This window comes from Pseudoalteromonas 'SMAR' (assembly GCF_048515945.1).
In the GTDB taxonomy this organism is placed as follows: domain Bacteria; phylum Pseudomonadota; class Gammaproteobacteria; order Enterobacterales; family Alteromonadaceae; genus Pseudoalteromonas.
On sequence record NZ_JBLWMW010000004.1, the window covers coordinates 25,770 to 46,681 of the forward strand.

The following is a 20,912-nucleotide window of genomic DNA, read 5'->3' on the forward strand; positions in this document are numbered from 1 at the left end:
TAATCACAGAATAAAAACCAACACTTTAGGACTAGCAAAAAACTAGAGTGAAAGAGTTTTTAGTGGGGAAACTCTATTAAAGCCATTTTGTTTACAGTCATTTACATTGTAATAAAAACTTACCCACCCAGCCACAAAAATGAAACTTAACTATATTAATCAGCACCTTACAAAAAATAAAAAGACATATATACATCTCTATATAACCAAATCATTAGTGCAAATAACAAAACAGCGCTTTCTTTTTTATAACGCAACGTTTACTTTCAGTAGCCATCAGCTTTTTTTTAACAGCTGAACAACAAGTTAGAAACTAGGGAAACATTATGACAATCAATAAAAATTTTAAGCGTGCAGCGCTTAGTGTTGCACTAAGCACACTATTTACTGCAACAGCAGCAACCGCGGCACCAACTGAGACCATGAACAACACTGCACTAGCAGCAACAGCTAAAAAGCTGTCAGATCAAAACACTCAGAGCACGCAGTTCATCATTAAATACAAAGATAATAACTTCCAAACCATGAGCCTATCATCAACAGATATGGCTCCAGCTAAGATGCAACAACGTGCTGAAAGCTTTGTTAAAGGGTTTAAGAGCGCGAAAGCCAATGCTACTGCACAATATGTGCGTCCAATGGCACTGAGCAACCATCACGTTATGCGTGCAAACAAAAAGCTCTCAGCAGCTGAAGCGCAAACGTTTATGGACGAAGTAATGGCGTCTGGCAATGTTGAGTACATTGAAATCGACCAAATGCTACAGCCGTTTGCCACACCTAATGACCCGCGTTACAGCGATCAATGGCACTATTTCGAATCAGCGGCGGGGATCAATGCGCCAGCTGCGTGGGATAAAGCAACCGGTAGTGGCGTTGTAGTTGCGGTACTGGATACGGGTTACCGTCCACATACAGACTTAAACGCTAACATTTTACCTGGCTACGACATGATCTCTGACATTTCTGTAGCCAATGACGGTGGCGGCCGTGATAGCGATGCCCGCGATCCAGGTGATGCCGTTTCTGCAAACGAGTGTGGATACAGCCATAGTGCTAGAAACTCAAGCTGGCACGGAACACACGTTGCAGGTACCGTAGCAGCGGTTTCCAACAATGGTGAAGGTGTTGCCGGTGTTGCTTATGATTCTAAAGTAGTACCTGTTCGTGTGCTAGGTAAGTGTGGTGGTCTAACTTCAGATATCGCCGATGGTATCATTTGGGCATCAGGTGGCTCGGTTTCTGGCGTGCCAGCTAACGCTAACCCAGCTGATGTTATTAACATGAGCTTAGGTGGTTCTGGTGCGTGTAGCTCAACTACACAAAATGCCATTAATCAAGCGCGTAATAATGGCGCTGCGATTGTCATCGCTGCAGGTAACGATAACGATAACTCAGCAAATTATAACCCGGGTAACTGTAGTGGCATCATCAATGTCGCTTCTGTAGGCCGCGATGGTAGCCGTGCTTACTACTCAAACTACGGCTCTAACATCGATGTTGCAGCCCCTGGTGGTGCTCAAAGCTTCGCTAACGACCCTGAAGGTATTTTGTCTACCCACAACTCAGGTTCAGATGCACCAGTGAGTGATAGCTATCACTACTCACAAGGTACTTCTATGGCTGCACCACACGTTGCCGGTGTTGCTGCGCTAATCAAGCAAGTAAAACCAACTGCGACACCAGATGAAATTGAATCTATCCTAAAAAATACCACCAAAGCATTTGCAGGCACTTGCTCGAGCTGTGGTACCGGTGTTGTTGATGCGTCTGCAGCTATTGATGCAGCTCTTGGTGATGTTGTTACGCCACCAACTGGCAATGAACTTGAAGACGGTGTGGCTAAAACTGGCCTTAGCGGCTCAGCAGGCAGCGATCAGTTCTTCACTTTTGAAGTATTAGCCGGCAAGAGCAATGTTACTTTCTCTATGAGCGGCGGTACGGGTGATGCTGACCTTTACGTTAAACAAGGCAGCCAACCAACTGCGAGCAGCTACGACTGTCGTCCATATGAAGGCGGTAACACCGAAACTTGTAGCTTTGACGCACCACAAGCAGGTACTTACCATGTCATGATCAATGGTTACCAAGCATACTCTGGTGTTAGCTTAGTGGCGACTACAACTGAATCTAGCACTGGTACTCCGCAAGCTGGCGGTGGCACAGTTGAAGATATTTCAGCATCTCGTGGTCAGTGGAAACACTACACCATTGAGGTGCCAGAAGGCATGAGCGACTTCACTGTGAAGACATTTGGTGGCACAGGTGATGGCGACTTATTCGTTAAGTTTGGCTCACAGCCAACGTCAAGCAGCTACGACTGTCGTCCGTATGAAAATGGCAACAACGAAACTTGTACCTTCACTAATCCACAAGCAGGTACTTGGCACTTAAGCATCAATGCTTACAGAACGTTCTCTGGTGTTACACTAGACGCGCAGTACAAGCCATAACTCAATGACATAATAGGCCTGACGTGTGGCCTATGTTCCCCAATTTAAGGCCGCTAACGCGGCCTTTTTTATGGCCTTTTCATCCAGTTATTGAGGCAACGGTTGTTAGCTAGTGTTTTTGCCTACCTGATTACGCTAGCCCGAGAGTACTGCGGATCTCATGCATTTTCTCTTTTAAGCTTTGTTGAATTTGTTGCACCTGCTGATGTGAGCTGTTCACTTGCCCTTTCATATTGTCCATAGCATGACCAAAGGTATCGAGCAGATCCGATTGTTGGTTGGCAAGCTCCATGGCATGAGCGGCCACTTGATTGGCGCTTTGCGCGCTCTCTGCGACCCCTTCTGAATTACGTTTAAGCTCCTGGGCATGGGTGGTTTGTTGCTGTGCTTCATCCGCAAGAGCCGATATTTGCGTGGAAACCTTGTTAGAGTTATCACTCAGAGCATCAAGCTGCTTATGAATATCGGTTAACGATGCTTGAGTTTGTTGTGCCAATTTCCGCACTTCATCGGCCACCACAGCAAAGCCACGACCATGTTCGCCAGCACGTGCTGACTCAATGGCGGCATTTAGAGCCAATAAGTTGGTTTGCTCTGCGATGGAGCTTATCATGTCAATCACATTGCTAACATCGGACACCCCAGTCAGTAACTCATTAAGGCTATCCAATCCCTGCTCTACCCGTTGCTGGGTTGTAGATGAAGCGCTGAGCATGGAGTCGGCGTAGGCAACGCTTTGATTCATTGCCTCAAAAGTTTGATTGGCATTATCGGCAACTTGGCAATTAATGTGATTGGCATCGGCACCCAAAGTACGCAATGAGTCGAGTTGAGACTGGTTTTGCTCCACTTGTTCAAAGGTATTGCCGGCTTGCGCTGATATTTCTGCCAAGTTGCGATTCATTTCTGCCATAAAGTCACTGATCATGGTGAGCATCTCAGCTCGCTCATCGGCTTCGCCACGCTGGCGCTCAATCAGCTGGTTGAAATAACTGGCTATTTCACCAATTTCAGTGTTTTGATTTTTACTTTCGATATTGCGCAGCTCATTACTTTCAATAAGTTGCGCAAAGCCATCGCGAAGCTGTCTCAGTGGCGTCAGTACTTGTTTAAACTGCACTAAATAAACCCCTACAGCCAGTAGTACCAATAACCCAATGGCCACGCCAAACAACATAAAGACGTTTTCTTTTACCTCACCTTGCTGCTGTTTCAATAATGACTCGGCATCGAGAATACGCTGTGAGATTGCTTTAATATCGCCTCGCAGTGCTAGCATTCCCGCTTGACGCTGCTTTGATTGCTCTAAAGTATTACTGAGGTCGCGAGCAAAGCGTTTCGGCCAACTCACCAACTCGGCTTTAATTTCTAATGCTTTGTCTTCAGGTTCAGCACCAAAAAACAGCTCATCTTCATCCACCTCAGTCATTAAACCAAGGTTTGGCAGCTGGTCAATTTGTTGTGAAATGGTTTTTAAACGGTTTAGACTCGACATCAAGCTTTGCTCAACAGCTTGGTCGTATTCCATCACCAATTTATAGGTGTAGAGGCTGAGGTTAGACACTTCGCTGTAGTAATCGGCAGCCAAACGAAAATACTGGCCACTGCCGTTTTGTTGCTCAGCTTCATTGGCATAATTCACCAAGCTTGATGCCGACCCCGACATTTGCCGTAAAGCATTGTCGAGTAATGCCAGTTCGTTACCTGATAACTTGCCTAGCGCGCGATATTTACCACTAATATCGCTTTGCAACTGTTCCAGCTGGGTAGTTAATCGTGAAGCAATGTCGGCGGGAAGTAATTGCGCTTTTTGCTGTAACGCGGTGATCTGCTCTTCAGCCTGACCAAGGTACTGGCTATCGCCAGCACTGAGGTAGTCTTCAATGGTGCCTTCTAACTCAATGATCACTGCATTTTTAACTTGGTTATAGGCATTGTCCTGAGTGTCTAACTCAGTCAGTACTTGGCTAGCCCAGTATAAACTGATAGCAAGAAAAACACTGGCAGTAGCAAGTAAGATAGCCAGCAATCGAGTAAAAGTAGACACACGCATATAATCACAACCCTAATTTTTCCATACGCCGTACAGAGTATTAAGAATTTATGACAATCTGATTAAAGTGACTCTCTAATTTAGGAACTGTAGGAAAAATACGACTTTATGATGATAGCCATCTAGACATTTAAAAAACCACACTCACTTTGCTTATTTCATCGCCGCATTGACGTAAACATCAAAGCGGTTTTTCTTGGTTTTTATCTGCATACTAGGGGTTTTATCATTGAGAAAACCCGCATAGTCAGGGCGTTTTACCACTACCCGCTTGCTGGCCAGCTTAAGGGCATTGGGCAATAGGCCATCGGCATCGGGATCATCGCCAACCAGGTGCTGAAAAACCCGCATTTCCTTTTTAACTTGCGCCGACTTGTCGCGGTGGGGAAACATAGGATCAAGATACACCACATCCGGCTGCCATTGTGCTTGAGTAAGCAGGTCGTGGCTCGAACCATACTCTAAACGCATACAGTCTTTTACCCACTCGCCAATTTCGGCGTCTTGATAGGCGCGCTCTAAGCCATCGTACAGTAACGCCGCAACAATTGGGTTGCGCTCTTGTAATACCACTTTGCAACCCATGGAGGCCAACACAAAGGCATCGCGCCCCAGTCCGGCGGTGGCATCTAATACCGTAGGTATTGCCCCTTTATTCAACCCCACTGCCTTGGCAATGGCTTGACCTTTGCCGCCACCAAACTTACGCCGATGCGCAACTGCACCTGTGACAAAGTCGACTCGGATCGCGCCTAGCTTCGGCTCATCTTGTTTCAGTAACTGCAGACCTAGTTCGTCATAAACTAAACGAAACAGTGAGTCGTCAGTGTGTAATTCTGACAACTTAAATCGTTGTGTGATGTTATCGAGATAGGGGCGATTTTCTGTAAAAGGCGTGTGGATAAACAAGCGCGACTCCCAAACATAATTACCGCAGGCAGTATACACAGTTCATTAGATGCTGTCTGCGCCTACCGTATCGATGTTGGCGTGCAGTCACATGATTTAAAATAGCTCAATATCATTTTGACTGGGCACGTCACTTTCCTGCCAAGGTTTTGCTATTTTGTTTAAGCTCTCAATTAATTGTTGTCGCACTTCGGTGACCTCACCTAAGCGGAACTTAACAATGGCCAACTCATCGCTGAGGTAGGTAAAGTGTTCATACAGCTCTTTCAGTTGTTCAGCATCACTGCTTTTTAGTGCGTTAAGCTTATCGCTGTTGATAATACTTTGAAATTCTTCAACCTTGTTACTGTAATGATCGCCCACTCCAGTGAGATGATCGCTTAACTCCGCAAACACTTGGCCAATTTGCTCCACTTGTTTAAGTGCTTGTTCACTGACCTCCATGTCTTTTAGCTTAGCGTCTGTGGCCTCTAAAAGGTGCGGAAATAAGTCTTTGTAACGGCCATAAACCGCCATATCATCCACTGGCATATTTTTAATCAGCAGCGATACTTTGGGGTAATTAATGATGGTGCGCGGGCCAAAATCAACAAAACGACTGTCGCCACGGTTTTTCTCAAATAGCTCTTGCTCTATGGGCTGGATAGCCCCTTCACTGGAGAAGAACACTGCCTCATCGTGATACCAAAACGCCACCGCGACATCGAGATCCATGGGCATAAAAAACTCAAGAAAGTAATTACTTAAAGTATTGAGATCGTGGGCATGATAAGACTGGCCCACATAGCGCATAATGCGCCCCATATCGCCCGAGTCAATCATGGCGATTTCAGCAGTGGTTTGTGCCCGTTGCACGTCTTGTTTTAACTGTAGCGATGTTTTGCGATAGTCGTCGAGCACTTTAATCCGTGCCAGTAATTCTTCGGCATCAAAGGGTTTAACGATGTAGTCGGCGGCCCCGGCATTATATCCCCGCATCCGCTCCGATATATCGGCACGGCAAGATAAAAACATCACCGGAATTTCGCTGATATTGGCATGTTGCTTCAACTGTTTACACACTTCAAAACCGGAGATCCCAGGCATTTCCACGTCCAGCAGAATAATGTCTGGATGGTACTTTTGCGCTAACCGCAGCCCTTCATCACCATTTTTAGCATGCAGCAATTTGCAACTACCCGACAGTGCTTCATCAATGATGTGATGCACAAGTTTGTCATCGTCAATGGCGAGAACCAGTTTAGTCATGTGAATTTCCCCAATAATTCATATCTTTATAGGATAGACAGAGAAACCAATTTTGCTAGCCAAAAGCAGAAGTTGAGCAAAAAAAAGCGCTCTAAATAGAGCGCTTCTTGTAGCGGTTATGCGGCGATGCCACTGTGGCGTAATAAGGCGTCGACTTTGGGTTCACGACCTCTAAAGCGCGTGAATAAAGTCATGGGTGCCTCCGAGCCGCCTTTCTCTAAAATATGCTCAAGGAAATCGCGGCCGGTTTCGGCGTTAAAGATACCCTCTTCTTCAAAGCGCGAAAAAGCATCCGCAGACAGCACCTCAGCCCATTTGTATGAGTAGTAGCCAGCACTGTAACCACCAGCAAATATATGGCTAAAACCATGCTGGAAACGGTTAAACTCTGGTGCTTTCACCACCGCAGTGCGTTCTCGTACCGCATCTAACGTCGCTTGGATCTGACATGGCTGCGTCGGGTCAAAGTCGGCATGAATGTGGAAATCAAACAATGAAAACTCAAGCTGCCTTAGCATTTGCATGGCCGATTGGAAGTTTTTCGCTGCCAATAACTTATCAAGCATCTCTTTGGGTAATGGCTCACCCGTCTCATAATGGCCAGAAATGAAATTCAATGCTTCTTCTTCATAGCACCAATTTTCTAAGAACTGACTTGGCAGCTCAACGGCATCCCACGCAACGCCATTGATACCAGCCACAGGAGCAGCATCCACTTGAGTTAGCATATGGTGGATACCATGACCAAACTCATGGAATAAGGTGGTTACTTCGTTATGGGTAAAGAGCGCGGGCTTATCGCCAACGGCCTTATTAAAGTTACATACCAGATAGGCAACTGGGGTTTGCAACTCGCCACTGGCACGTACTTTACGGCCCATACAATCATCCATCCAAGCGCCACCGCGTTTGTGTTCACGGGCGTAGAGATCAAGATAGAAGTTACCGCGCAGCTCACCATTGCCATCATGAATAGCAAAGAATCGAACATCAGGATGATAGGTATCAACCCCCTCCACTTCGCTTACTGTAATACCAAATAAACGGTTAACGGTTTCAAATAGGCCTGACAATACTCTGTGTTCAGGGAAATACGGGCGTAATTCTTCGTCTGAAATGGCATATTTCGCTTGTTTTAGCTTTTCACCATAATAGGCATAATCCCATGGCTTCAGGCTTTCAACACCGTGCTCTTGCTTAGCAAAGGCACGTAACTCAGCCACTTCTTGCTCCGCTTGAGGCTTTGACTTAGCGGCCAAATCGTTCAAGAACTCAAATACTTGAGCTGGGCTTTTTGCCATCTTGGTTGCCAATGACTTCTCAGCATAGTTGCTAAAGCCCAATAGCTGCGCCAGCTCATGGCGTAACGTCAGCTCTTCGTGCATGATCTTTGAGTTATCAAACTCACCGGCATTGGGGCCTTGATCGGAAGCGCGGGTAACATACGCGCGATAGGCTTCTTCACGTAATACCTGGTTGTCGGCATACATCATTAATGGCAAATAAGATGGAATATCCAGTGTGAAGACCCAGCCATCCAGACCTTTGGCCTCAGCCGTATGGGCAGCCAGTGCCAGCGCCGACTCAGGTAAACCCGACAATTGCGATTCATCAGTAATGTGCTTGTGCCATGCTTGATTGGCATCCATGACATTATTTCCAAACTTTGACGCCAGCTCTGATAGCCGTGCACTTATCTCACCGAAGCGCTTTTGTTGCTCAGGGGCCAAGGCAATACCAGACAATTGAAAATCTCTGAAGGCGTTATCAATCGAGGTTTGCTGCGCCAAGGTTAAGTGAGCAAAGTCATCCGATTCTTTAATGGCTTTATAGGCTTCATAAAGCCCTTGATGTTGACCAACAAAGGTGGAGTATTCAGAAATAAGCGGTAAACACTCATCGTAAGCTTTACGCAATGCCTCTGAGTTTACCACCGAGTGCATATGAGACACAGGCGACCACATCCGCGCCAATTTGTCGTCTGCTTCCTCCAGCGGTAAAACAAAATTATCCCAACTGTAAGTAGGCTGCTTTAGCACTTCGTCAATCGTTTCACGGCAGTGGTCAATGGCGGCTTTTAGGGCGTCGACAATATGTTCAGGCTTAATCTTAGAAAAAGGAGGTAATCCTTCCAGCGCGATTAATGGGTTACTCATGGGCACACTCGTTTTCTTTTTACTCTACTTAGAAGCTTGAAATAGGGATGACTGACCGCATTTACAAGTATCTGAATGAATTTTTGCGTTATATTGGTCACTATCTAATAGACTAGACGATGAACTTTTGTATCCTCTTTGTAGTAAGGTTAGTGAAGCAAAAGCAAAACAAATAATTGGTGAGGAATTTTTATGGCTCAACATTTCGACTATATTGCCATTGGCGGCGGCAGCGGCGGTATTGCCTCCGCAAACCGAGCGGCAATGCGTGGCGCTAAAGTAGCGCTAGTAGAGGCAAAGCACTTAGGTGGTACTTGTGTTAATGTCGGCTGCGTACCAAAAAAAGCAATGTGGCATGGCGCCCAAGTTGCCGAGGCAATTAAACTGTATGCCCCAGACTATGGCTTTGACGTTGAGCTAAAAAACTTTGATTGGGGCAAACTGGTAGAAAGCAGAGAAGCTTACATTGGCCGTATTCACAAAGGCTACAATAATTACCTCGCCAGTAACGGCGTAACGGTGATCAATGGTTTTGCTAAATTTGTTGATAACAACACCATTGAAGTGAACGGTGAACACTACACTGCGGACCACATTAATATTACCGTTGGTGGTCGCCCAACCATTCCTAATATTCCAGGTGCCGAGCACGGCATTGACTCTAACGACTTTTTCGAGCTAACCGAACAGCCGCGCCGCGTTGCTGTTGTGGGTGCTGGCTATATTGCCGTAGAGCTTGCCGGGGTATTACATAGCCTAGGCACAGAAACGCACTTGTTCGTACGTAAACACGCGCCACTGCGTAACTTTGATCCTGTGTTAGTAGAAACCCTAACCGAGGTGATGGAAAAAGAAGGTCCAACTTTACATACCCACGCCGTGCCTAAGTCAGTCACCAAAGAAGACGATGGCTCAGTGACTCTCCACCTAGAAAATGGCGAATCTTACACCGTAGATAAGCTGATTTGGGCCATTGGTCGCGAGCCTGTGACGGATAAAATTAACCTTGAAGCCACCGATGTGGAAACCACTCCAAGTGGCCACATTAAAGTCGACGAATGGCAAAATACCACCGCCAAAGGCATTTATGCCTTAGGTGATATTATGGAAGGTGGCATTGAGCTCACCCCAGTGGCAGTAAAAGCAGGTCGCTTACTGGCAGAGCGCCTATTTAACCCAGAATTACCAGAAGCGAAAATGGACTACGACCTAGTGCCAACCGTGGTATTTAGTCACCCACCGATTGGTACTATTGGCCTGACTGAGCCTGAAGCCGAGGCTAAATACGGTAAAGACAACATTAAAGTGTACAACTCCACCTTTGCGGCAATGTACACAGCGCTAACACAACACCGTCAGCCTTGCCGTATGAAGCTAGTTTGCGCCGGACCCGAAGAAAAAGTTGTCGGTCTCCATGGCATTGGCTTCACGGTCGATGAAATGATCCAAGGATTTGCTGTAGCGATGAAAATGGGCGCCACTAAAGCCGATTTTGACGCCGTTGTGGCGATCCACCCTACCGGCTCTGAAGAATTCGTTACTATGAAGGGTTAGTGTAGAAAATATACTGTCACACGTTTATAAATCTGGAAGGTTAACATTTACCATCTAAGTCAAACCGGCTTAGATGGTTCAACTTTTTAGGTAAATAAATGGTTCAGTTAATAAACTCAAGTAATGTATTTAGAAATACAAAATTAAATTTTGACGAAGGGTATTACCACTGCATACCCATTGATAACAACATCGGGTCACTGCCTACCTTTTTTTCAAGAAGTGGCCAATTTTTAATTGAGCCAAACAGCTACCTTTTCTATTTGAAGACAGTCAAAAAAGCAAAAGATCTCAGTCCCTGTAGCCGAGCGCTTCTCAAGTATTATCAATTTCTAGAAGAAGAGAAGCTTGACTGGGATCACTTCCCTCCTATTAAAAGACTAAAACCTACCTACCTTTTTCGCTCCTATTTACTTTCAGCAGTGAAATCTGGGGAGCTCGCGCACAGCACAGCCAATGCGTATATCAATCAAGTTAAGAGCTTTTACCTATGGGCAATACATGAACGCTATTTGGTAGTTAACAGTGAGCAGGAAGCACCTTTTAAAATTGAATTTGTCCAAGTACAGAATCAAAGTATGTTCGCACATTTGAGGCCAAAATTTACAGTTGAAACCAGTGACCTTCGGATAAAAGTTCCCAAACAGAGTGGCTCTCAAAACATCAGGCCTTTATCACCTCTAAGTCAAAGTTCGATAGAAACACTAACCTTATTTCTGTTTAAAACTCCTGTTGAACTAAAACTACAAGTGCTTCTCTCATTAGATACCGGAATGAGAATTGAAGAAGTAGCCAGTTTCAGCTTAGGAGCACTAAAGACGGCCTACCCAGTTGCAGAAAGCTGCCATAGGTTTGAAGTTACACTATGTCCACAATCTAATGGCGTGAAAACCAAATTTGGAAAAAGACGAACCGTTGAAATTTCCATAGAACTACTCAAAGTATTACAAGAGTATCAGATATCAGAACGGCGACTCCGTCGGGCTAATAAGCTCTATCGTAAGTTAAAGCAGATCTCAGATATGGAAATATCTGGCACACATCAATTCATAGATTCGCTCAAACATTGTGAGCGCCATGAACCATTATTCATAAGCCAGCAAGGCAACCCAGTTACTCGAGAAACTATCAGCTCTAGATGGCTTGAATTACGCGCTAGCATGCAAAGGCATGACACCTCTTTTACACACAAGTTTCATGACCTGAGAGCGACTTACGGAACTTACAGACTAAATGATTTATTAGAGGCTGGGCTAGGAACCACTGAATCTTTAGAGCTGTTGATGAGTTGGATGGGCCATAATAGCGAAAATACCACTTGGAAGTACTTGAAATTCTTGAAACGGCGAGACGTCTTTAAAGCCAAGTTCGGAATTTTAGACACCATCATGCACGGAGCACTGGGAAATGACGATGAGCTATAGAGAGGCACTAAAGTGGGATCCTGAACTGTGTATAAAGATGGTCGCGAATCACGTTCGCTTTTGCGATTTCAATAGACTTTTTTATATCGGAATACCACCCACCAAACTCATACAGAGCGGTCACGGTTTTAAAAGAGCAAACCGTGATAAATATATTTATGCATTGAAAGATAGGTATAAAAGTGAGCTGAACGAAGGGGTATCAGAAGTAACTCTTTATCACCTATTTTACAGCCTAACAAATTACCTGAAATGGTGTGATGAGCACCACGTTGAAGCCTTCACACAAGAGTCAATAGAGGGATATTTCTCAGCGCTTCTTAAAGATGTAATACGAGGCAAAATAAAGAACACTACGTATACGCGCAAAAGATCTAACTTGTTTGTCGTTTTTAGGAATCACCTAGAGTTACCTATAAAATGGTTTTTAGGAATACCAACTGCAGGGAAAGATCAATTGTCACCCTTTGAAGCTTATACCAGAAGTGACCTAAATCAGTTATTGCCTTTTTTACGACAACTTTTCAATCAAACTTCAGAGCAATTTTTACTTGATCCTGATGTCCATTTGCGAGGCCATAATACTGTCCCCACTATGAATTTCGAGTGGAAAGGAAAAGTTTATCAGCTGAGTGCGGGAGTCTCTAAGATGATGTGCGCTGCTGCTTTTTTAATGAGTTATTATACGTATTCCAATACTGGTACTCTACTGCAGTTACGACGACCAACCCAAGCATCAACTTCATTTGGTGAAAAGTGGTACACCATGCCAGCTTTCAAGCGGCGCAGCTTTAAAATGGTTCACGTCGAAATCGGTGAGCACGATTATCTTGATGTGCCCAAGTATTGTTTAGCTTTTTTTGATAGGTTGCTTGAAGTATCTAGGACAATAGATAGCTCCAAAGATGCTCCATTATTTCAAACCGTTGCATATAAAAAATTGCGACCCGTTACAAATACGACATTAGAAGACTTCAACCGTCGTTGGTTACAAGTTCACTTTAACTTTGTAGATCAAACAGGGCGGCGCCTGAAACCTATTGTAAGTCGATTTAGAGAGACAGGTTCAATTATAACACAGGCTTATCAAGGTGAATTAGCACGCGATATCACTCTAGATAACAACCCTCAAACTCGCAGAAGACATTATTCAACAGGCAACAAATTCAGTAATAACGCGATGATGCAGGATGTTGCTTCTATTCGCCAACATCAAGCGCAACATAGACAGAATGCAAAAACGGCTCAACTAAATCTGGGTATCGAAGTTTTAGCCATTGAGCAAGAGCAGAAGATTAGCCTTCCAAATCTATCAAGAACCCCCAACGGTATAAGTTGTGCCAACCCTTTTGGCAGTGCTTCTGAATTATTTAATAGAAAGATAAGGCGACACGGCTTATTCAAAGAGGGAGAAAAGCTTGCATGTGCAGATTTACTTAAGTGCTTTGGATGTCCTGAGCAGGTGATTGTGCAGTCCGTAAGTGACATTTGGTGCCTACTGTCATTCAAGTCCTGTATAGAGGAATCGCAGTATTTACACTTGAATAATCAGCATTTTCGAAACAATTTTGGACCTGTTTTGGAATTTATTTCCGCGAAAATATTACCAAAGGTTAAGAAAGATATTTTAAAGCAAGCTGAGCAGAAACTAGATATGGATGGGCCCCACCCTATGTGGGATGACCCTAGCAGTATCTTAAACCTGCTATCTAACACCCCACCAGATTTAGAGCTTGGAGCTATACCGAGATGAATAAACTGAACATGCTTTTCTCAACATCTGAAAATGGTAATAAAATCGACGATTTCGACATTATTGACCTAATAGATAAGCAAGACTGGGAAACTTTAAACCATTTAGTCGTTTGTGAAGATTTAAACGGGAAAGTTACTGCGCGTTTTGAACAAGACGTGTGGGACTTGCTTCCATATTCTAAGAGTAAAGCTAAACGTTACTTAAATTTTACAGAATGGAATGATACCCCGGAACTCCAGCTAGAGTTAAAGACACTCGTATTTGGCTGGCTTTATAACAAAAGTGTAATCGGCATAGCAGTAAAATTTTCCACCGTAGAACAAAGGCTTTATAAAATTAAAGCAGCTTATCGTTTCTTAAAAGAAGTAAACGCAAAATCTCTTTCATACCTGGCAAATACAGCTCATTTTGAGGACTTTAAGTTGGATCTGGTAAGGCAGAATTACAGCCAAAGGAGTCTAGAACTTATATTTGTTGCCATTAACAAAGCAACTGAATTAGAACCTTGGCTAAGGGCTTCATTTGGCTTTGCTAAAAAGCTGGAAGCTGTATCGCTAGCCAAGAATATGAGTGAGAGAACGCTTCAGCAAACTCTTGTAATACCTGAACGTCTAGCCGATGTGATTTATGGAAAAGCTATAAAGTTAGTAGAAGATGCCTTCATGTATAAAGAGCTGATTGCAAGCACAGAATTCCAACTGCAGAAAAACTATGATGCAGCTAAAAAGATTCTAGATACAAAAATTCAAAATGGGGCCAAGTTAACCTGCGTAAATCGTAAAGGTGAAGTTGTAGACCAACGTAAATATATAACGGCTATAGCGGACTACCTCCCGCGAGAGGTAAGCTCAATTATTTCACCGCTCACAAATTTAATTCCAGATGTAAAAATTAGGAATGGGCATGACTTTCAGCGGTATTATGGGCAGTTAATTACGGCGTCTTATATCGTATGTGGAGCATTTTCTGGTATGCGTGACTCTGAACTAGAGAAGCTATCCAGTAATAGCTACTACAAAGATTCTTTTAACAAGCGTGATTTTCACTTTCTTCAATCCGGCACATTTAAACTTGGTGAGAAAAGAGAGACTTGGATTACAGCTCCTGTTGCAAAAGTTGCGATTCAACTTGCCAGTGAGTTAACCAAAATCTGGCGAGAGCAAATTGATTATCCTCACCCAGATTACCAAAATACTTTATGGTGTAATCAGATTTTACGGTCAAAGAAACCATGCCTCATTACCACTTGGCCCGGAAGGCTAAAACGTTTTTGCAAACATTTTGACTTAGTTGTAACTGACGAAGATTACAAAGAGTGTATTCAGTCTAACCCCAATTCAACGAACAAAATAAAAACCAGCGTCATTATTGGTCAGCCCTGGCCCCTATCCACACACCAATTTAGGCGTTCGCTCGCCTATTACACAATTAAACATCGGCTTGGAACGAAGGTCGCCATAAAACAGCAATTCAAACACCTACGTCTTGCGATGACTGAGTGGTATACCAACGGTGGCCAACTTGCTTCTCTTTTAGATCTTTCTGTAGATAAGAAAGTGCAACAGGCGCTTGATGCCGCAAGCAACGAAATGGTTGCGAAAAAAATTTTTCAGCAATGGCACTCTGATGAGTCTTTATCCGGCTCTTTTGGAAAAGCAATTGTTAAAATGCGCGATGATATACCCCATGTTTACAGCTCGTGGGAAACAATCTATGAGGCAGTTAAAAAAGGGCTTTTGACTTTGCATGGAACTGCACATAGCTATTGTAAAAATGGCTATAACTGCGATATGGATGGCATTGTAATGCCACAATTCTGTGTCGATTGCTCAAGCCAAGGTAGCATAATAGACGAGGAACAAGCCAAGTGGTGGCAGAGAAAACACGTCAGCCTATTAAACTACCTAAAATCAGAAGAAGATATTTCAGTCACAGAGAAAAGCCATTTCATTACACAAATAAGGGCTGCTGAGAGCGTGATGAGCGACTTCAATATGCCGTTCGAGCCATTTGCATTTGAACCTGACCTAAGGATAAAAAACACATGAGCAAAAGTGAAAATACCCTAATCGCACTAGAAGCAGCGCTGGAACGCATACTCACTGGCAACCCTAAACGCATTCCTACAACTCGAAAAATGAGTGTGAGAGCGATTGAAGAAGAAGCTAACTTAGGTAATGGTAGTGGCTATTACTACCCTGAATTCGTTCAAAAGGTAAAACAAGTTAAAAGTGATATTGCATCTGAGAAAGGTGAAATTTTGCTGCCTGAGGTTGATGCTGTTCGCACGAAACTTAGAGAGCAAAAGCGGATAAAGGAAAACTATAAAGAGAAGTATGAAACTGCCAAAGAACAGCTAGCTTTGTTTGCCGCAGCGCAGCACCACCTCAATGATAAGTTAGTACAAGCACTAGCTAGAGTTGATGAATTAGGGTTTGAAAACGAAAGCTTAAAAGCTGAGTTGGTCGAGTTTAAAAGAAGCAAGATCACTTCGATCAACTCAATGAAATCTTAATTTAACCAGTCAGATTTGGTTGGTAAAGCGCAACTAAATCTGACTACACTCTTGTGCCAATGGTGGGCGGTAGTAACGCCAAAACAGCGATGAACAATTGTTGTAGGACAAAACTTAGAAATATGTGTAAAAACAGCCTAAATTCAATCTTTATCAACGGCTTTTTATTACTCAAAGCAAGTTACTCATAGCCGTTCCAAATTATCTAAAACGAAAAGTTAAAAGGAATAAATGAGTTAATTTTTAGCCACATATAAAAGGATATATTACAGATGCCACAAAACACAAAATATGTATATCACTACACAACAACGAAGGGCTTGGAAGGAATAGTTAAACATAGAACTCTAAGATTTACAGACCACCGTTTTTTAAATGATTTTGGTGAGTTTGTGCGAGCATATGAAAAACTAAAAGAGCTTGAACCTAAGATGCAAACGATGCTAACTGACTTATACAAGACTCTAAACGCGAGTTATTCGCTTGCTTTCTTTTGCGTGTCAAAGACTTGTGACTCGCTCGCTCAAATGAGGCTTTACGGTGATGACTGTAGAGGTGCAGCTATTGCTCTCTCAACCAATACATGGGAGCTAGCTAGCGAGTCAAATGGTCGACTTTTTCCTGCCGTTAAATTGTTTGATTCACCGAATAATTCGATATTTCGAGAGCCTGTATTCACACAGCTTGAGGACTGTGAATATACGGATCTAGATCATTACTGCACGCAAATTATTAACAACCACAAAGAGTTCCTAAATCAGCTAAACATTCGCAGTGAAGGAATCGTAAATTTACGAAATCTCTCTGCTTCGGAAGCAGAGGAACTTTTTAAATTTCTCGCGGACATCGCAAAATGGAAAGATAAGTCATTCAGTGAAGAACAAGAAATGCGAACTATCGCACTTGTACCTAAAGATAACTTATTGTTCGAAAGTCGAGCCAACGATATCCGACCTTATTGGGACTGGCAAACACAAGGAAACAATCTTGACCATCTGATCTTGGGAGTGATCTTAGGTGCTAAATGTTCAACCAATACTGCAGGCTTTCTTGCATACAAGTTAGGTTCAAGCAATTATTCTAGAGAACATAGCTCCCAAATAGAATGGAGGGAAAAGGTAGGTGATAAAATGTTCGACGTACTTGAACCTGCAAATAATTACTTCTGCTTCAAACAAAAAACAACGTATCAATAGTTTAAACTGTAGTAACTAAGAGCTGAGCTAACAGTATCAACTAATAAGTATAGAATCCAACTGATTGGCAATTATGTGCTAATTGATAGAGTTAATTTTGGCGAGGGTTCATTCCTCGCTTTTTTAAAGTTTGGCAATATCTCAACGTCGAGAAAGAGAATAGCAGACGATCTAACACTCTTTTGGACATTTCTGAGTTAGAATTTGGTTTGTATCCCGTGGCAATTCTGATTAATTTAAGTATGGTTAACGCCTTGTAGAGGTGTGAGCAACGCTATACCGGAGTTCCCGCAGGCCACCTTAAACATAAAACGCATAGCAAAAATGCCAGGCGTTGCGAATCACTCTTAAACAGATTGTTAACTTGTAACTCCCCCATAAACTGACTTCTATCAGTAATCGTAATTCAGAGAGTCAGGGTTCATTACTTTTTCGATGCCAGACTCTAACAGCCCCTTTTTGAGTGCTTGGTGTATCAATAAAAAGCTTGGAATTTCTAGTAAATACTTACCGCGAATTTTAGTTTTAGCACATGTAAGTAGTAATTGTTCTCGTGATTGATTAAATGGAAAACTATGTGAGCGATTATAGTTCCAATTCACACGCAGCAACTGTTCCCTCAGCTGAACGGAACGATAGATCACTGATAATAACCAACCATCAAGCTCTGTCAGTTGTTTAGTATCATTAACAAGGGGGTAAAAACTCATCACCCCCTTGAAATAAATGCGCTTGGTACGACCAGACAAGTAATCCTTGATTTGCTTCTTGCTTAAACCACCGTACATGTATCGACGAATCTGCATCATAGCACTGAGAAAGTTTATATCCCTGTCGTTTGCAGGGATCTTCTGTCCAGCTAAAGAGTTCTGCTTCAAGGGTTGAATTAAGTTACGATATAAGATATAGGAAACCTGTTTTTTAATTTTTAGTACAGATTTATCCTTGATCGAAACATTATCTACAGAAAGGGTATAGCCAAGAAAATCTAAGCTACTCTTAGCCGATATTTCTGAAGGAAAGTCTTCTTTTGTCAGTAATGAGATACCCTCAGATTTAGCTGCATTTATTTTTACACCCGCATCGTTTGAAAAACGGTTTATCAAGCCAAAAGCATTACATATTTTTGAGTAGTCTGGAGTCCACACGATCGTATCGTCCGCGTATCTGGAAAACTTAACACCTTCCTTCTCTAAATCAGAGTCAAAGTTCCAACACGTTAGATTTGCAAGAAATAAACTAATAGACGTTCCCTGTGGGATACCTACAGAACGGTCTTTTAAAAAAACCTTAATTATGTATCTTTCTTCTGGGCTAATGAAGAAACCATTTTGATCAAACTGTTTTACTAGGTAATCATGTGATATCGAACCAAAATAGTCTGAGAAGTCAAACTCAGCTAGAAAAGTGCGTTCATTCCTTCTTAAGTCAACAGATATGTCTTGAATTGCAAAGTGAACATTTCGGTCATTTCTATAAGCATATGAAAATGAGCTGAATCTGTGCTTGTTTTTTGCTAACAAGCGATTAAAGAACAACTTAGATACTGCTGCATCAGAAATTTGATAGATAGATACTTTTCGCTCCCCGCCATCAGATTTAGGGACAATTTTAATGTGAGGAGGGTTTGGGGTATATGTGCGTGCTTCTATCTTTTTCGCTATAGATCTGGCGATACTTTTATGCTTTTTTCGAACATAAAAGGGGTTAAACTTTTTGTCCAAAGACCAGTAGTCTGGTTTATGCACTATCTTTGGAGGAGCAGAGATTCCAAGCCTTTTTTGGTTTCTCTCATGTTCCAAATGCAAGCGGTTATGATACTCATGATATCTCTCAATCAGCTTTTCAGCCTCTTCTTTAATAATGCTTGCTAAATGCTTTTCTAAGCTCATATATTCCTCATACAAAAAAGCCCGAGCGCTAGCTCGAGCCTTTCCACGGTATAATACCCAAGTAAAAGTAAGTTACCACTTGGTTGATGAAAGTTTGACGTTCCACCCCCATCAGTGTGAGTTTCACAGCTGAAGATCAATCATCGCTGACTGACAGAAGGCAACACCGTTGTTTCCATGGGAAACTTATTGAAAATATACACTAAGGTTCATTTAAATCAATCAATAATGTAAAAAGCCAGTTAACACCTCTATTAAAAGGCTAAATTGTTGACACTGAAAAAATTGAGGTGGGTGTCCATGTTAATTTCCGTTAATTTCTAATTTCCGCGTTAATTTTTAATTCTCGAATCAATGGGGTCAGAGTTGTTGATTTTTTAACTCGTTTAGGGGCAGAGGCGAGTTACGCTGATGCTCCTGGCACTGAACAGGCCCAATTTAATAAATTCCTATTTAGCGAATCCGACAAATTAAGTTAAAACTTGTTCACTTAAAAGTACTTTCCAGAGTGTTGAATTAGAGCTTTGTGCTTGCCATGTAATTTTAACTCTTTGGTATCATGCTCAATGCTGCTTTGACCTGATCTTTCATTGCTCCATTAAATAAATGAGTATTGGCAATCAGCGTATTAATTGCAAAACCATTTTCAGCTGATTGTTTACGAATACGCTCTTTGGCTGCAAATGCAGACTTTTGCCGGTGGTAAACATCTTCCCACCAATCATGCCCATATCTTTTTCGCAGACTAGCTTTAATTGATCTAAAACGAACTTTACTGTCAAGACCTTCTGCTGACGCTAAAACACTTGCCCATATCATACGCAGTTGCAGATCATTCGGAATCCAGTTTTGATCGCGAAGCTGGCCAATCACTTCAGGGTGTAAATATAGCGTTCCCTCAGAGGCTTTTCGTTTTACCCACAGAGGTTGAGCTGTTTGAAATGCTACTTTCTTATCTTGAGCACTATATCCTTGACAATGTAGCTTCCATGTTTCCAATTCATCTATTGACGCTAGTTTCTGTATTAACTCTACCATGCACAATTTCTCCGATGATTAGCTACACTCTCACACTTTCAACTTCTGCAAGCGTAGATTTTTTCCGAACTTTATCTTTACGGCCATTAGCATTTACAAGAGCCGGCTCAATACCATCCATATAGTTATGCTCATAAGTGATTTCTTTGGTGGGAGTTTTTAAAACGGCTTTAATGCTTACATGGCAACTTTACCCATTTTCCAAACCTGCAATATGATCTGCTTGCTCAGCGGTCAAATTGCCTTCAACAAGAATAACATCGTTAAAAGATAATCTAGGGACTATGCACCTATGTATGAAGTTGTCACATTTAACATCCACACCGCCATAGTTAAACTCAATAGTTATTTGCTTTATCGTGATATCAAACGGATTGAAGTTTGCGCCTCGCAACCAAAGTTTAAACTTGGGCAACCCATCCAGCCATAACTCGAAAGGTTTATGTCTTGGACGCAGATCAATGTTCATATTATTTGCAGTGTGACTTTCCAGATAAAAAAGACTAATCACATTCAGTTTTGCGAGCCACGCCAAGAGAACTACACCAATACCACTAAAAATCCACTCTTTGTGATCCATCAACATTTCTATCATGCAAATATCCTTAAATTAGTGCCGTTATGCACTCATGAGCGAGACAGACTAATTCACATTTATTTAGTGACTTAGCTTCTAGTACTGTCAAATTGAGCTCGAATTAATGTTATCTACTCATTG

Annotated in this window: 14 protein-coding genes; 7 read left to right on the plus strand and 7 right to left on the minus strand. The window is 42.6% G+C overall.

Annotation, left to right across the window (positions count from 1 at the left end):
• Positions 1 to 326: 326 nt before the first annotated feature.
• A complete protein-coding gene (locus ACNKW2_RS02895; RefSeq protein WP_419147209.1) occupies positions 327 to 2,453 on the plus strand; it encodes a S8 family peptidase in 2,127 nt (708 codons plus the stop codon).
• 130 nt (positions 2,454 to 2,583) lie between these two features.
• Here the strand turns inward: ACNKW2_RS02895 and ACNKW2_RS02900 are convergent, their stop codons facing one another.
• The 4 genes from ACNKW2_RS02900 to prlC form a co-directional block, all read right to left on the minus strand.
• On the minus strand, positions 2,584 to 4,506 hold the full coding sequence (locus tag ACNKW2_RS02900) for a methyl-accepting chemotaxis protein (protein WP_419147210.1): 1,923 nt from the start codon (positions 4,504 to 4,506) through the stop codon (positions 2,584 to 2,586).
• Between the two features lie 153 nt (positions 4,507 to 4,659).
• Entirely contained in the window at positions 4,660 to 5,415 is a 756-nt protein-coding gene (locus ACNKW2_RS02905; protein WP_419147211.1) for a class I SAM-dependent methyltransferase, read from the minus strand.
• Positions 5,416 to 5,511: 96 nt separating this feature from the next.
• Complete coding sequence (locus ACNKW2_RS02910; protein ID WP_419147212.1) at positions 5,512 to 6,663, minus strand: response regulator transcription factor; 1,152 nt, start codon at positions 6,661 to 6,663, stop codon at positions 5,512 to 5,514.
• Between the two features lie 116 nt (positions 6,664 to 6,779).
• Entirely contained in the window at positions 6,780 to 8,819 is a 2,040-nt protein-coding gene (prlC, locus tag ACNKW2_RS02915) for an oligopeptidase A (RefSeq protein WP_419147213.1), read from the minus strand.
• Positions 8,820 to 9,011: 192 nt separating this feature from the next.
• On the opposite strand from prlC, the gene gorA reads away from it, so the two are divergent.
• The 6 genes from gorA (at position 9,012) to ACNKW2_RS02945 (ending at position 17,264) form a co-directional block, all read left to right on the plus strand.
• Positions 9,012 to 10,373, plus strand: a complete 1,362-nt coding sequence (gene gorA, locus ACNKW2_RS02920) for a glutathione-disulfide reductase (protein ID WP_419147214.1) — start codon at positions 9,012 to 9,014, stop codon at positions 10,371 to 10,373.
• Positions 10,374 to 10,471: 98 nt separating this feature from the next.
• Positions 10,472 to 11,797, plus strand: a complete 1,326-nt coding sequence (locus ACNKW2_RS02925; RefSeq protein ID WP_419147215.1) for a tyrosine-type recombinase/integrase — start codon at positions 10,472 to 10,474, stop codon at positions 11,795 to 11,797.
• Positions 11,787 to 13,550: a hypothetical protein gene (locus ACNKW2_RS02930; RefSeq protein ID WP_419147216.1), complete on the plus strand. Its 1,764-nt coding sequence runs from the start codon at positions 11,787 to 11,789 to the stop codon at positions 13,548 to 13,550. The genes ACNKW2_RS02925 and ACNKW2_RS02930 overlap by 11 nt, the downstream gene beginning before the upstream one ends.
• The gene (locus ACNKW2_RS02935; RefSeq protein WP_419147217.1) at positions 13,547 to 15,601 is read left to right on the plus strand and encodes a hypothetical protein; all 2,055 of its coding nucleotides are present in this window, start codon (positions 13,547 to 13,549) and stop codon (positions 15,599 to 15,601) included. Before ACNKW2_RS02930 ends, ACNKW2_RS02935 begins: the two co-directional genes overlap by 4 nt.
• Positions 15,598 to 16,068, plus strand: coding sequence for a hypothetical protein (locus ACNKW2_RS02940; protein WP_419147218.1), 471 nt, complete (start codon positions 15,598 to 15,600; stop codon positions 16,066 to 16,068). Before ACNKW2_RS02935 ends, ACNKW2_RS02940 begins: the two co-directional genes overlap by 4 nt.
• Positions 16,069 to 16,340: 272 nt before the next feature.
• Positions 16,341 to 17,264, plus strand: a complete 924-nt coding sequence (locus ACNKW2_RS02945) for a hypothetical protein (protein WP_419147219.1) — start codon at positions 16,341 to 16,343, stop codon at positions 17,262 to 17,264.
• Between the two features lie 392 nt (positions 17,265 to 17,656).
• On the opposite strand, the gene ACNKW2_RS02950 is transcribed toward ACNKW2_RS02945, so the two are convergent.
• The 3 genes from ACNKW2_RS02950 to ACNKW2_RS02960 all read right to left on the minus strand — a co-directional run bounded on the left by ACNKW2_RS02950 (position 17,657) and on the right by ACNKW2_RS02960 (position 20,789).
• Positions 17,657 to 19,156: a reverse transcriptase domain-containing protein gene (locus ACNKW2_RS02950; protein WP_419147220.1), complete on the minus strand. Its 1,500-nt coding sequence runs from the start codon at positions 19,154 to 19,156 to the stop codon at positions 17,657 to 17,659.
• A 543-nt stretch (positions 19,157 to 19,699) separates the two neighbouring features.
• Complete coding sequence (locus ACNKW2_RS02955) at positions 19,700 to 20,194, minus strand: hypothetical protein (protein WP_419147221.1); 495 nt, start codon at positions 20,192 to 20,194, stop codon at positions 19,700 to 19,702.
• 190 nt (positions 20,195 to 20,384) lie between these two features.
• Entirely contained in the window at positions 20,385 to 20,789 is a 405-nt protein-coding gene (locus ACNKW2_RS02960) for a hypothetical protein (RefSeq protein WP_419147222.1), read from the minus strand.
• Positions 20,790 to 20,912 lie beyond the last annotated feature (123 nt).

Excerpts from the sequence above, each read along its gene's own strand:
- ACNKW2_RS02945 (WP_419147219.1), top strand. The coding sequence starts at position 16,341 with ATGCCACAAAACACAAAATATGTATATCACTACACAACAACGAAGGGC.
- gorA (WP_419147214.1), top strand. The coding sequence starts at position 9,012 with ATGGCTCAACATTTCGACTATATTGCCATTGGCGGCGGCAGCGGCGGT.
- prlC (WP_419147213.1), bottom strand. The coding sequence starts at position 8,819 with ATGAGTAACCCATTAATCGCGCTGGAAGGATTACCTCCTTTTTCTAAG.
- ACNKW2_RS02930 (WP_419147216.1), top strand. The coding sequence starts at position 11,787 with ATGAGCTATAGAGAGGCACTAAAGTGGGATCCTGAACTGTGTATAAAG.
- ACNKW2_RS02960 (WP_419147222.1), bottom strand. The coding sequence starts at position 20,789 with ATGATAGAAATGTTGATGGATCACAAAGAGTGGATTTTTAGTGGTATT.
- ACNKW2_RS02940 (WP_419147218.1), top strand. The coding sequence starts at position 15,598 with ATGAGCAAAAGTGAAAATACCCTAATCGCACTAGAAGCAGCGCTGGAA.
- ACNKW2_RS02950 (WP_419147220.1), bottom strand. The coding sequence starts at position 19,156 with ATGAGCTTAGAAAAGCATTTAGCAAGCATTATTAAAGAAGAGGCTGAA.
- ACNKW2_RS02910 (WP_419147212.1), bottom strand. The coding sequence starts at position 6,663 with ATGACTAAACTGGTTCTCGCCATTGACGATGACAAACTTGTGCATCAC.
- ACNKW2_RS02895 (WP_419147209.1), top strand. The coding sequence starts at position 327 with ATGACAATCAATAAAAATTTTAAGCGTGCAGCGCTTAGTGTTGCACTA.
- ACNKW2_RS02935 (WP_419147217.1), top strand. The coding sequence starts at position 13,547 with ATGAATAAACTGAACATGCTTTTCTCAACATCTGAAAATGGTAATAAA.
- ACNKW2_RS02955 (WP_419147221.1), bottom strand. The coding sequence starts at position 20,194 with ATGGTAGAGTTAATACAGAAACTAGCGTCAATAGATGAATTGGAAACA.
- ACNKW2_RS02900 (WP_419147210.1), bottom strand. The coding sequence starts at position 4,506 with ATGCGTGTGTCTACTTTTACTCGATTGCTGGCTATCTTACTTGCTACT.
- ACNKW2_RS02925 (WP_419147215.1), top strand. The coding sequence starts at position 10,472 with ATGGTTCAGTTAATAAACTCAAGTAATGTATTTAGAAATACAAAATTA.